The 12,780-nt window shown below is 30.5% G+C and carries 12 protein-coding genes and 1 riboswitch; of the genes, 10 read left to right on the top strand and 2 right to left on the bottom strand.

The window, feature by feature from the left end:
- Positions 1-149 precede the first annotated feature (149 nt).
- Positions 150-284 carry a hypothetical protein gene (locus HGI79_RS23145; RefSeq protein WP_278046679.1) on the bottom strand — a complete coding sequence of 45 codons (135 nt, stop codon included), beginning with the start codon at positions 282-284 and terminating at the stop codon, positions 150-152.
- A 248-nt stretch (positions 285-532) separates the two neighbouring features.
- On the opposite strand from HGI79_RS23145, the gene HGI79_RS02650 reads away from it, so the two are divergent.
- From HGI79_RS02650 to HGI79_RS02635, 4 genes are all read left to right on the top strand, one after another.
- Complete coding sequence (locus tag HGI79_RS02650; RefSeq protein WP_207725688.1) at positions 533-2,338, top strand: Eco57I restriction-modification methylase domain-containing protein; 1,806 nt, start codon at positions 533-535, stop codon at positions 2,336-2,338.
- Entirely contained in the window at positions 2,335-2,550 is a 216-nt protein-coding gene (locus tag HGI79_RS02645) for a hypothetical protein (protein ID WP_185649178.1), read from the top strand. Before HGI79_RS02650 ends, HGI79_RS02645 begins: the two co-directional genes overlap by 4 nt.
- Before the next feature lie 555 nt (positions 2,551-3,105).
- Entirely contained in the window at positions 3,106-4,542 is a 1,437-nt protein-coding gene (locus tag HGI79_RS02640; protein ID WP_185649177.1) for an NCS2 family permease, read from the top strand.
- Positions 4,543-4,961: 419 nt separating this feature from the next.
- Positions 4,962-5,555, top strand: coding sequence for a YdcF family protein (locus HGI79_RS02635; RefSeq protein ID WP_185649176.1), 594 nt, complete (start codon positions 4,962-4,964; stop codon positions 5,553-5,555).
- 12 nt (positions 5,556-5,567) lie between these two features.
- Here the strand turns inward: HGI79_RS02635 and HGI79_RS02630 are convergent, their stop codons facing one another.
- On the bottom strand, positions 5,568-6,155 hold the full coding sequence (locus HGI79_RS02630) for a GDSL-type esterase/lipase family protein (protein ID WP_185649175.1): 588 nt from the start codon (positions 6,153-6,155) through the stop codon (positions 5,568-5,570).
- A gap of 330 nt (positions 6,156-6,485) precedes the next feature.
- A riboswitch (purine riboswitch) is annotated at positions 6,486-6,587 on the top strand.
- Between the two features lie 185 nt (positions 6,588-6,772).
- Between HGI79_RS02630 and purE the strand changes: the two genes are divergently transcribed.
- From purE to purH, 6 genes are all read left to right on the top strand, one after another.
- Complete coding sequence (purE, locus tag HGI79_RS02625) at positions 6,773-7,252, top strand: 5-(carboxyamino)imidazole ribonucleotide mutase (RefSeq protein ID WP_185649174.1); 480 nt, start codon at positions 6,773-6,775, stop codon at positions 7,250-7,252.
- Position 7,253: 1 nt separating this feature from the next.
- Positions 7,254-7,958, top strand: a complete 705-nt coding sequence (gene purC / locus HGI79_RS02620; protein ID WP_185649173.1) for a phosphoribosylaminoimidazolesuccinocarboxamide synthase — start codon at positions 7,254-7,256, stop codon at positions 7,956-7,958.
- Between the two features lie 96 nt (positions 7,959-8,054).
- Positions 8,055-9,494, top strand: a complete 1,440-nt coding sequence (gene purF, locus HGI79_RS02615; protein ID WP_185649172.1) for an amidophosphoribosyltransferase — start codon at positions 8,055-8,057, stop codon at positions 9,492-9,494.
- A 27-nt stretch (positions 9,495-9,521) separates the two neighbouring features.
- Positions 9,522-10,517 carry a phosphoribosylformylglycinamidine cyclo-ligase gene (gene purM, locus HGI79_RS02610; protein WP_185649171.1) on the top strand — a complete coding sequence of 332 codons (996 nt, stop codon included), beginning with the start codon at positions 9,522-9,524 and terminating at the stop codon, positions 10,515-10,517.
- The gene (gene purN, locus HGI79_RS02605; protein WP_185649170.1) at positions 10,505-11,119 is read left to right on the top strand and encodes a phosphoribosylglycinamide formyltransferase; all 615 of its coding nucleotides are present in this window, start codon (positions 10,505-10,507) and stop codon (positions 11,117-11,119) included. Before purM ends, purN begins: the two co-directional genes overlap by 13 nt.
- Before the next feature lie 62 nt (positions 11,120-11,181).
- The gene (gene purH / locus HGI79_RS02600; protein ID WP_185649169.1) at positions 11,182-12,681 is read left to right on the top strand and encodes a bifunctional phosphoribosylaminoimidazolecarboxamide formyltransferase/IMP cyclohydrolase; all 1,500 of its coding nucleotides are present in this window, start codon (positions 11,182-11,184) and stop codon (positions 12,679-12,681) included.
- The last annotated feature ends 99 nt before the right edge of the window (positions 12,682-12,780 follow it).

Below are 12,780 nucleotides of genomic sequence, written 5' to 3'. Positions count from 1 at the left end.
TTGTGTCATTTTAATGACAAAAATGTTAACTACGTATAACATTTTTGTGGAATAAGTGTTAAAACCATTAAAAGATTTTTCAGATGCTTAAAGTGAAACTTATTCTATACTCAAACTTAAATTCCCCTCAGGTATCCTGAGGGGAATTTTTATGAGTTACTTATTCTATCAATATCTAGAGCACTTTTAGGTGGCTTTTTTTCCATTTCTTCTTCATAAATTATGTCTGGTTTTGATAGTTTTTTATTTTGTGGTTTTGTGGCTTTTTTACTTTCTCTATGCATCTCATATCCTGATTTCTAATACCATGAAAAATTGATTTTCGCATAGTTTTTCATTCTATTTACTAAATAGAACGGTAGTATTACAGGATTCAACTACTAGGGTTAACACTACAGAAATCAGTTCTCCACCTCCTTTCATATTGTATATAGTTTCCTTGTAAAAAAAATTTATACTTTTAATAAATGTATGTTAAAATATAATAATTGAGAAAATTCATTATAATTAATCTTCAAGGAAAGGTATCAAAATGTTTATATACAACAGAAACATAGAGTTAGAATCGAAAGAATATGAAGTTAACATGGATCCAGTTAAACGTAAAGTTTATGGAAGTTTCTATACACCAGAATATATTGTGGATTACATGGTAGAGAGTACTATTAAATGTGCAGATATTATTGAAAATCCTTTTATAAAAATATTAGATCCAGCTTGTGGTTGTGGGTATTTTTTAAACAAGGTTTACGATGTGCTTACAGAAAAATTCACTGAAAAAATTGAGATTCTTAGACAGATATACAGCAGTGAAGAGTATTTTATAGAAACATATAGAGGAACACTAGTATTAAAGGGAGAAGATTACTGGAAAAAAGAAAATATTCATTATCATATAATAAAAAACTGTATATATGGAGCTGACATTGATAAAAATGCAGTTGATTTAACTGTAATGAGCTTACTACTTAAACAAAATAATCAGCTAAGTATAAAAACTAATATAATCTGCTGTGATAGTCTAATAAAGTGGGAAGAAGATTATGATTGGGATGAGGTTATAAAAAGCCATGATGGCATGTTTAGGTGTAAATATAGGGATATAAATAGTGAAAGTAAAGAAATAAAACTAAATGAAAGTGAACTAAACAATTTAATAAAAAAATGTAATTTTTGGAGAAATAAATATGACTATGTTATAGGAAATCCGCCTTGGGTATCACTAAGTAGGAAACATAGTAAAAATATTGAAAGTCAGTTAGTAAGTTATTATGTTAATAAGTATAATGGAAATCTATACTTACCTAATTTATACGAATACTTTATAAAGAGGGCTTTTCAACTATTAAGAACTGGAGGAATAGTTGCATTTATAATACCAGATAGATTTTCTAAAAATCTTCAGTATAAATCACTAAGAGAGGAAATTTTGAAAAAATATAGTATATTAAATATAGTTTTTCAAGTAGTGTTTCCTAAGATAAATACTGATACCATGATTTTCATAGCTAAGAAAGAATATAAAGAGAATAATGAGATGCAGTTAGGAATACATAATAAAGAGATATATTTTCTTCATCAAAAAAAATATTTATTAAACGCTAATTATGAGTTTACACAGGGTAATAGTGATTGTTATAAATTACTTAAGGATAAGATTGAAGATAAAATCAAGTTTCTTGGAGATATAACAACAACTTTTACGGGTTTTATAGGTAGTACTAAAAAGATAACAAAAGAAAAAATAAGTGATTCCCAAGTGAAAATATTAAAGGGAGAAAATATTCAAAGGTTTAAGGTTTTAGAAAATTATTATTATGAGTTTTCTTCTGAAAATATAATAGGGGGCACAAAAGATATTTCGAAACTTGCATGTCCACTAAAGATATTAATTAGAAAAACTGGAAATAGATTAATAGCTACTCTAGACAGCAGCGGTTATATAATAGAGCAGTCTCTTTATGGCGTAATAAACTTGAGTAATGAATTCTCTTATAAATATATATTGGGTATAATAAATTCAAAGTTAATGGAATGGTACTATTTGAATTATCTAATAACAAACTTAAATTCTACTCCTCAAATAAAAAAATACAGTTTAGATAGGATACCTATTAAATGCTGTAGTCTTAAAATGCAAAAGAATATAGAAGGACTAGTTGATATAATCATGTCAGAAGTGATAAGTTATAGTAAAAAAGAACTTTCAAATGAAAAAATTAATAATTTACAACTTGAACTAGACAGAGAGGTTTTTAAAGTATACGATATTAGTTTGAAAGAACAGAAAATTATAATGGACTCACTAAATCAATATAAAATCAGGGGGGATTTATGATGTTTACCTTAATTACTTTAGCTATGATAGGATTTATAGTATATGTAGTTCTTTCTATAGTTGGTATAGTAGTACTTCCGCTAGTAGGTATAGTAATATTTTTCGCAGTTGTGCTTGCTATAATAGGTGTTATATTTAAAATTATATTTGCACTTCCGTTTCTTGTACTAATAATTCTTTTAATATTTTTATATTGTATAAATAATAAATAAATAATGAATAATAAATAAGAGAATTAAAATTTATCCAACGACTACCCGCTCTAATACTCTTATCTTTATATGAAACTCCTCTTCGGAGGAGTACTCACAGAGTAAGCGACCATATCAAAATCGCAGATTTTGTATGTCTGATTAACCGATTGGCACAAAATCACAGATTTTGGTTCTCTGCTTAACTAAGAGTAAAGAGCGGCTACGTCCCAGGATTCGTTCAACTAAGAATCAGGTGGGGTCAAAACCCCATCTGATTTAAGTTTCGCTTTATTTAAGCTAATGAAAATGAAAAAGATATTATAATGATATTGAAACTACTATATTGATAAAATTCTGTTAGTTTTAACAATTTGTACTTTGTAAACTATTTTTAATATATAAAATAGTTTGAAAGTAATGTTCGCACTGAATCGAATATGGTTGCAAAAAAAACGTTAATAGTAAATATCAATAAGAACAATAATGTTAAATAAAGATAAAATATATTGATTATATTTTAGAATAGTGATAACATATTTTAGGACTTTTTTATTTATTAGGAGGAATTTTAAAATGTATTCACAGAAGGAAAAGCCAGAAAATACAAGGAAATCATTCTTAGATTCATTTTTTAAGCTAACAGAAAATAACACAACACCAAAAACAGAGATATTAGCAGGAATTACTACATTTATAACTATGGCATATATAATTTTTGTAAATCCTAATATCTTAATGCAAGCTGGTATGAACTCTAAGGGGTTATTGGGTGATGCAGCAGTTAAGGCTGGACTATCAGCCGTAAATGACCCCGTTGTAGCATCAGTTTTTGCTGCAACATGTATATCAGCAGCGATTGGTACTTTTGTAATGGCATTATATGCTAATCTACCATTTGCACAAGCACCTGGTATGGGACTTAATGCATTCTTTACCTATAGTGTATGTTTAACTTTAGGTTATACATGGCAACAAGCACTAGCAGCAGTTTTCGTATCAGGAATAATATTTATTATTATTACAGTAACAGCTATAAGAGAAAAGATAGTAGATGCACTTCCACATAATCTTAAGCTTGCAATATCAGGCGGTATAGGTCTATTTATAGCCCTTATAGGTCTTAAAAGTGGAGGAATAATTGTAGGTAGTCCGGCTACATTGGTTAGTTTTGGAAGATTTACTGATCCACATGCATTAGTAACTCTTATTGGTATAGTAGTTACAGGAATTTTAATGTCAAGAGGAGCTAGAGCTTCAATATTATTAGGAATTATAATTACTACTATTATAGGTATTCCTTTTGGAATAACTCATCTTGAGAGAATAAATGTATTTAGTGCACCACCATCATTAGCACCAACTTTCTTTGCTCTTGATTTCAAAGGTCTATTAAGATTAGGTGAAGCTGGTATGGTTGGAGCTTTTGCAAGTTTGGTTATGGTTGTTATAACATTTAGTTTAGTTGATTTATTTGATACTATAGGAACATTAGTAGGAACAGCTCAAAAGGCTAAAATGTTAGAAAAAAATGGAAGAGTTAAAAATATGAATAAGGCTCTATTATCAGATGCGATAGCTACAACTGCTGGTTCAATCCTTGGTACGAGTACTGTAGTAACATACGTAGAATCTACATCAGGAATATCACAAGGAGGAAGAACTGGACTTACTTCCTTTACAACAGGGGTGCTATTTATACTAGCATTATTCTTTGGAGGGGTTGTTGGAGTAGTTCCACCAGAAGCAACAGCACCAGCTCTTGTTATAGTCGGAGTTCTTATGATGGGAGCTGTAACAAAGATAAATTTTGACGACTTTACTGAAGCATTACCAGCATTCTTTACTATCGCTATCATGCCTTTCAGTTTTAGTATAGCGAACGGTATAGCTGCGGGAATAATCTTCTATCCTATAGTAAAAGTAGTTACTGGAAAACAAAAGGAAGTGCATCCAATTGTATATGTATTAGCTTTATTGTTTATACTAAGATTTACTTTATTACCTGAATAATATATAGTTTATTGCATGAGCAGTATGAATTTCATTCATACTGCTCATTTGTATTTGCATTGTACAGAGATCCACTGGCAAAACTGAAATTATACTCCGAGATATGTTACCAAACTTCAGCACGTTAAAAACTTTTAATCATTCTAAAGTTCGTGTTTTAGAAAACCTAAGAACCTTCGATAAACTCGCTTCTCTCAAACAATCTAAGGTTTTTCTGAAATCAGAACCTTAGACTCATTAAAAAGTATTTAGCATGACTAAGAATTGGTATCATATTCCGGAGTATAAGTTAAATCTTAACGGCGGATAGCTATATTTTTATAATGTTAACATTCAATTAAAAATATAATAAATAGGTTGAATACCATAGCAATATAATTTAACATTATACCATTATTAAAAATTAGGATGGTTAAGTTATGAGTAAACTTTCTAAAATGCTTAATTTTATTTTTTTTCTATTAGTAGTAATTACTACATATATTCTTTTTAATATTATTTATTTTGGTGAATCTTCTAAAGCACAAAAATCCGATTGCATAATTGTGCTTGGGTGTAGTGTATATGGAACAGTTCCTAGCCCATTTTTAGTTTGGAGAACAGAGCATGCATTGCAGTTATATAATAAAGGCTATGGTAAATATATAATAGTATCTGGGGGTAAAGGTCCAGGAGAAGATATTTCGGAAGCGGAAGCTATGAGAAGATATTTAATATCTAAAGGTATGGATCAGTCTAAGATATTAGTAGAAGATAAATCAAGCTCCACTATGGCAAATTTAATAAATTCGAAAATAATAATGAAAGAAAAAAATCTAAATACTGCTGTAATAGTATCTAATAAGTTTCACTTAAAAAGGGCATCATTAATGGCGAAGGAACAAAATATAAATGCTAGTTATTCAGGGGTTTTTGTAAAAGATTATAAAGCTCATGAAATAAAGGGATACATTCGAGAAGTACCAGCATTTGTAAAATATTATATGTTAAAAGCTTACTCAAGAATACTATAGGATTCTATATTCTTATAGTATTCTTTTTTCATTAAAAGTATTAATTACACAATCAGCCATTAATTTATGTCCGAGAACTGTTGGGTGAAGACCATCTATATATATATCTTTTGAGTCTACTAGCTCAAGGCTTTTGATAAAACAATCATAAAAATCTATAGAATTTAAATTATTAGCAGCGGTAAAAGAAAGTATCCATTGCCTATAGTCTTTGATGTTAGTGTTAACAATATTGTAGTTAATACTATTACTCCATTTTTTTTCTGCTATATATGTATCTATAGGTGGTTGTATACCAATAATAGGGACAATATTGCTTTGAATGGCTTCTTTTACTAATTCTTCAATGTTTCTTTCTACAAGCTCTAAAGAACGACCTCCTAGAAAATCGTTATCCCCTCCTAGAATTATAACGTGAGTCGGACTTAATTGAAGTATATCTTTATAGGATCTTGAAAGCATTCCGGTAGTAGTATCTCCGTTTATACCTTTATTAAATATATCTATATTCAATTTATTTTTAATAAGCTCTACCCAACAATTTTTTCTAGGTACACCATATCCAAATGTCAAGCTATCGCCTATACAAACTATTTTCATGAACAATCACCATACTCCTTCTCTTTTCGTTCAATTATTTCTCCAAATTAGTAGAATAGATAAAATAATATAATAAATACTAATAATAAAATTTATAATTATGTTCTTTTATTTAATTTTATTCCAATTATATCATATGTTTATTAGAACTATATAGCATTTAATAAGATAAACATTAGCTATATCAAAGAAAATATATTAAATGATTTATGTAAACACGAATAATAATAATAAAATACCACGTTATTATTTTAATCTAAACGAATGATAATATATTAAATGAGGAAAATATATTGATTTGTTGAAGATGATATGTTAACATAAAAATGCACGATAAATAAATATTACATCCATATAATCCTAATAATAAGGTTTAGGAGTCTCTACTAGGAAACCGTAAATTTTCTGTCTATGGGTGAATCTGAAGATGTTAGTAGTCAATTATATAATTGACTACATTAAACATGCTATATGAGTTTTGCTATCGGATTCTCCATGGAAATCTAGCGAAACTTTTTATATTATAATAAAATAGGTGTTACCATACAGCAGTATTTAAAAGTAGTAATCTTACGGCTGCTAGTAAATGGATAGATTAAAGTTTAGGAGGATTGTATATGAAAGTTGCTATTATTTTTGGAAGTAAATCAGATACAGAAAAGATGAAGGGTGCTGCCAATGCATTAAAGGAATTCTCTATAGAATATAAAGCATTTGTATTATCAGCACATAGAGTTCCAGAAAAGCTTATGGAAACTATTAGAAATATCGAAGAAGAAGGATATGAATGTGTAATTGCAGGAGCAGGGTTAGCCGCTCATCTTCCAGGTGTTATTGCTTCTCACACAACTCTTCCTGTTATTGGAGTTCCAATTAACGCTGCAGTAGAGGGGTTAGACTCTTTGTTATCCATAGTTCAAATGCCTAAATCAATTCCTGTTGCAACAGTTGGTATAAACAACAGTTATAATGCTGGTATGCTTGCAGTTCAAATATTATCTATAAAATATCCAGAACTAAAAGAAAAATTAAATAATTTCAGAGTTGATATGAAAGAAAAATTCATAAAGGAAAATGAAGAAGGAGTGGAATTATAAAATGGAAAAAAGAGAAATGATGTACGAAGGAAAAGCAAAAAAAATTTATGCTACTGATGATAAAGATAAAGTAATAGTTTATTATAAAGACGATGCTACAGCATTCAATGGAGAAAAAAAAGGTCAGATTCAAGATAAAGGAGAATTAAATAACGCTATAACATCTGCGTTGTTTGAACTTTTAGAGAAAAGTGGAGTAAAAACACATTTTGAGAAGAAACTAAATGACAGAGAACAGTTATGTAAGAAAGTTGAGATAGTTCCATTAGAAGTTATTGTTAGAAACGTAGCTGCAGGAAGTATGGCAAAAAGATTAGGGCTTGCTGAAGGAACTGAACTTAAGACAACAGTTTTTGAATTAAGCTACAAAGATGATTCCTTAGGAGATCCATTAATCAATGACTATCATGCAGTGGGTATAGGAGCAACAACTTTTGAAGAACTTAAAGTCATTTACGATATGACTGCAAAAGTTAACGACGTTTTAAAAGAATTCTTCTTAAAACAAGGTATAAAACTAATTGACTTTAAGTTAGAATTCGGAAGATTTAATGGAGAAATTCTACTTGCAGACGAAATATCACCAGATACTTGCAGATTCTGGGATGCAGAAACTAATGAAAAGCTAGATAAGGATAGATTTAGAAGAGATCTTGGAGATGTTAAAGAAGCTTATATAGAAATTCTTAATAGAATAAGCAAATAATCTATAAGAACTAAGAATTAAAAATTAAGAATATGGTATTATATTTTTAGAGATTTTATGTATTAAAAATAGTTCTTCAGAAAGGAAAGGTTGTTAATGAGCAGCTTAAAAAATAAAAACTATGACCTTCTATCGTTAGATTTCGAAGAAGATAAGATTAAAGATGAATGTGGAGTTTTTGGAATATTTTCAGAAGATAATTTAGACGTATCATCTATAACATACTATGGTTTATATGCTCTCCAGCACAGAGGTCAAGAGAGTGCTGGTATAGTTGTATCAGATGGTAAAGAGTTAAAATGTCATAAAGATATGGGCTTAGTAACAGATGCTTTTGATGAGAAAATTCTAAGTGACCTAAAAGGAACAGCAGCCATCGGACATGTAAGATATTCAACTACAGGTTCAAGTACTGTAAATAATGCTCAACCTATAATTGTAAAATATAAGCTAGGAAGTATTGCTATTGCACATAATGGTAATCTTGTAAATGCAGATGTAATCAGAGAACTTTTAGAAGATGGTGGATGTATATTCCAAACCTCTATAGACTCAGAAGTAATTTTAAATCTTATAGCTAGAGGGGCAAAAAAAGGAATAGAAAGTGCCGTAGTAGATTCAATACAAGCTGTAAAAGGTTCTTATGCAATTGTAATCCTGACTGAAGATAAGCTTATAGGTGTACGTGATCCTAATGGTATAAGACCCCTATGTATAGGAAAGATAAACAATAGTTATATATTATGTTCGGAAAGCTGTGCTCTAGATTCCGTAGGTGCAGAATTTGTACGTGATGTAGATCCAGGAGAAATTGTAATTATAGACAAAGAAGGAATTAGGTCTATAAACTTTGCTGAGAGAACTAAATGTGAGACTTGTGCCTTTGAATACATTTATTTTGCTAGACCAGATAGTACTATTGATAGCATAAATGTGCATAATTCTAGAGTAAGAGCTGGTAAAAAACTGTATGAGGAATGCCCAGCAGAAGCTGATGTGGTTATTGGCGTTCCAGATTCAGGAATCAGTGCAGCAGTTGGATATGCTGAGGCATCTGGAATACCATATGATGTAGGCTTTGTAAAAAATAAATATGTAGGAAGAACCTTTATAGCTCCATCTCAAGAATTGAGAGAGAGAGCAGTCTCAGTAAAGCTTAATCCACTAAAGGTTAATATAGATGGTAAAAGAGTAGTTATTATAGATGACTCCATAGTAAGAGGAACTACTAGTAGAAGATTGGTGGATTCTCTAAGAAAAGCTGGAGCAAAAGAAGTCCACTTTAGAGTATCATCACCAGTTGTAAAGTATCCATGTTACTTTGGTCTTGATACTGGATATAGAAACGAACTTATTGGAGCTAATTCAACATTAGAAGAAATAAGACAAGAAATAGGCGCAGATAGTCTTGGATATATAAGCATCGACGGATTATTAGAGTCTTTAAATAAAGATAAAGGTTTTTGTGTTGGATGCTTCGGTGGTGTATATCCAGTATCAGCACCAATGGAAGTATCAAAGAATCGTTTAGAATAACAATTGATAAAAATTAGGGGTGAAAGAATGGTAACATATAAAGATTCTGGAGTTAATATAGAAGAAGGATATAAATCAGTAGATCTTATAAAACAACATGCAGCTAAAACATTTATACCAGGAGTATTAAATGGTCTTGGAAGTTTTGCAGGGATGTTTGAACTTGGTAGTTATAAAAATCCTGTGCTTGTTTCTGGTACTGATGGCGTAGGAACAAAGCTAGAATTTGCTTTTAAAACAAAAAAATATGATACTGTTGGTATTGATTGTGTTGCTATGTGCGTTAACGACATACTATGTCATGGAGCTAAGCCTATATTTTTTCTTGACTATATAGCTTGTGGTAAGCTTGATGCAATGGTTGCAGCTGATTTAGTTAAAGGTGTAGCAGAAGGATGTACTCAAGCAAACTGTGCTCTAATTGGAGGAGAAACTGCTGAAATGCCAGGATTTTATCCAGAAGGTGAATATGATATAGCTGGTTTTGCAGTAGGAGTAGCGGAAAAAGATGAGATTATAGATGGAAGCAAGATTCAAGAAGGGGATACGCTGATAGGTTTAGCTTCAAGTGGTCCTCATAGTAATGGATATTCATTAATTAGAAAGCTTGTAACCAATTTAGAAGATGAATTTGATGGAAGAAAAATGTCAGATGTATTACTAACTCCAACAAAAATATATGTTAAACCTATATTGAATATTCTAGAAAAGTTTGAAATAAGAGGAATGGCTCATATCACAGGTGGCGGATTCTTTGAAAACATACCAAGAATGTTTAAAGAAGATTTTACTGCAGTTATTGATAAGAATAGCTTTGAGATTCCAGCTATACTTAAGCATATAATGAGTTTAGGCGTAGAAGAAACACACATGTTTAACACTTATAATATGGGTATTGGATTTGTTTTATGCGTTAAAGAAGATGATGCAAATAAAGTTATTGAAGAATTAAACAACTTAGGTGAAAAAGCTTATAAAATTGGATATGTGAAAAAAGGAGCCAAGGAAGTATGTTTAAAATAGCTGTTCTTGTATCGGGTGGCGGAACAAATCTTCAATGCATAATAGATGCAGTTAACAGTGGATATTTATCAGGATGTTCTATTGAAGCTGTCATAAGCGATAGGCATGATGTTTATGCTTTGGAAAGAGCTAAAAAAAGTAATATAGCTGCTTATGTATTTGATAGAAAGGAATATAAAGATAACATTTCTGATGAAATTTTAAAGCTGCTTTACGGAAAAGTAGATTTAATAGTTTGTGCAGGATGGCTTTCTATACTTAAAGGTGAATTAATTAATAAATTTGAAAATAGAATTATAAATATTCATCCATCATTAATACCAGCATTTTGTGGTGCTGGTATGTATGGTTTGAAGGTTCATGAAAAAGCTTTAGAGTATGGTGTAAAAGTAAGTGGATGTACTGTACATTTTGTAGATTCGGGGACAGATAGTGGACCTATATTGATTCAAAAAACTGCACCGGTTTATGCAGAGGACACTCCTAAAACATTGCAAAGTAGAGTTCTGGAGCAAGAACATATAGCTCTTCCAGAAGCTATTAAGCTTATTATGCAAGGTAAAGTTAAGGTTTTAGGAAGAACTGTACTAATTGAGCAATAATATAAAGAAAGCTAACAAAGTGTAAGTATCATAAAGATTATTAAAATGTGGAGGTATATAGAGTGATAAGACGTGCCTTAATTAGCGTATTTGATAAAACTGGAGTACTAGAGTTGGCTAGTTTTTTATCTAATATGGGAGTTGAAATAGTTTCTACTGGAGGAACTTACAAATATCTTATTGAAAATGGATTAAAAGTAGTAGAGGTTTCAGATATAACTGGATTTGAAGAAATACTTGATGGAAGAGTGAAAACTCTACATCCTAATATACACAGTGGAATTTTAGCTATAAGAGATAACGAAAAACATATGGAAACCATTGAAAAAAAGAATATAAAACCAATAGATTTAGTTGTAGTAAATTTATATCCTTTTTTTGAAAAGGTAAAAGAAGACTTGGCTTTTGACGAAAAAGTTGAGTTTATAGATATTGGCGGACCTACAATGATCAGGGCTGCTGCTAAAAATTTCAGAGATGTAATAGTACTTACAGATGTAAATGACTATGAAAATACTATTAATCAAATTAAGGAAAATGGAGATGTAGATTTTAATACAAGGAAAAAGCTTGCGGGTAAAGTGTTTAATCTTATGTCCGCTTATGATGCTGCAATCAGTAATTTCCTATTAGAAGAGGAATACCCTGAATATTTAACTATTTCCTATAAGAAATCTATGGATCTTAGATATGGAGAAAATCCTCATCAAAGTTCAGCTTACTATACATCAACAGTTGAAAGTGGAGCTATGAAGGATTTTGAACAACTAAATGGAAAAGAGTTATCCTATAACAATATAAAAGATATGGATATAGCTTGGAAAGTTGTTAATGAGTTTGAAGAAATTGCTTGTTGTGCAGTAAAACACAATACTCCTTGTGGCGCAGCTATAGGAGATAACGTATATGATACTTATTTAAAAACTTTTGAATGTGATAAAACTTCAATATTTGGAGGAATTGTAGCATTTAATAGAACTGTAGATAAGAAAACTGCAGAAGAGCTTGCTAAAATATTCCTTGAAATAGTTATAGCTCCTGAATTTGATGAAGCTGCTTTAGAAGTTTTAAAAGCTAAAAAGAATTTGAGAGTTATAAAATGTGCTGTAAAACCTGTAAGCAACATAGAACTTGCAAAAGTGGATGGAGGAATTCTTGTTCAATCTGCAGACGACAAATTAGTAGATGAATTAAAGGTAGTAACAGAAAAAGTTCCAACTGAAAAAGAAATGCAGGATTTATTATTCGGAATGAAAGTATGTAAGTATGTTAAATCAAATGCCATAGTTGTAGTTAAAGACGGAATGGCAAAAGGTATAGGCGGAGGACAGGTTAACAGAATATGGCCAGCTTGTGATGCTATGCAGAGAGCAGGAGATGGAGTAGTTCTTGCTTCAGATGCTTATTTCCCATTTGGAGATATAGTTGAAGAGGCTGCTAAATACGGAATAAAAGCTATAATTCAACCTGGTGGTTCCATGAGGGATCAGGATTCCATAGATGGATGTAATAAACATGGTATCTCCATGGTATTCACAGGGATAAGACACTTTAAACACTAAAAATAATTATTGCATAGATAATCACGCCCGAAATTTAACTTATACTCCAGGATATATTACCATGTTTCGTCACGTTAAATATTTTTAATTAGTCTAAAG

The sequence above is a fragment of the Clostridium sp. DJ247 genome (assembly GCF_014231265.1).
Note: the sequence above shows the minus strand (reverse complement) of the source record. Positions and strands in the feature narration are given on the sequence as shown.

Excerpts from the sequence above, each read along its gene's own strand:
- HGI79_RS23145 (WP_278046679.1), bottom strand. The coding sequence starts at position 284 with ATGCATAGAGAAAGTAAAAAAGCCACAAAACCACAAAATAAAAAACTA.
- HGI79_RS02650 (WP_207725688.1), top strand. The coding sequence starts at position 533 with ATGTTTATATACAACAGAAACATAGAGTTAGAATCGAAAGAATATGAA.
- HGI79_RS02645 (WP_185649178.1), top strand. The coding sequence starts at position 2,335 with ATGATGTTTACCTTAATTACTTTAGCTATGATAGGATTTATAGTATAT.
- HGI79_RS02640 (WP_185649177.1), top strand. The coding sequence starts at position 3,106 with ATGTATTCACAGAAGGAAAAGCCAGAAAATACAAGGAAATCATTCTTA.
- HGI79_RS02635 (WP_185649176.1), top strand. The coding sequence starts at position 4,962 with ATGAGTAAACTTTCTAAAATGCTTAATTTTATTTTTTTTCTATTAGTA.
- HGI79_RS02630 (WP_185649175.1), bottom strand. The coding sequence starts at position 6,155 with ATGAAAATAGTTTGTATAGGCGATAGCTTGACATTTGGATATGGTGTA.
- purE (WP_185649174.1), top strand. The coding sequence starts at position 6,773 with ATGAAAGTTGCTATTATTTTTGGAAGTAAATCAGATACAGAAAAGATG.
- purC (WP_185649173.1), top strand. The coding sequence starts at position 7,254 with ATGGAAAAAAGAGAAATGATGTACGAAGGAAAAGCAAAAAAAATTTAT.
- purF (WP_185649172.1), top strand. The coding sequence starts at position 8,055 with ATGAGCAGCTTAAAAAATAAAAACTATGACCTTCTATCGTTAGATTTC.
- purM (WP_185649171.1), top strand. The coding sequence starts at position 9,522 with ATGGTAACATATAAAGATTCTGGAGTTAATATAGAAGAAGGATATAAA.
- purN (WP_185649170.1), top strand. The coding sequence starts at position 10,505 with ATGTTTAAAATAGCTGTTCTTGTATCGGGTGGCGGAACAAATCTTCAA.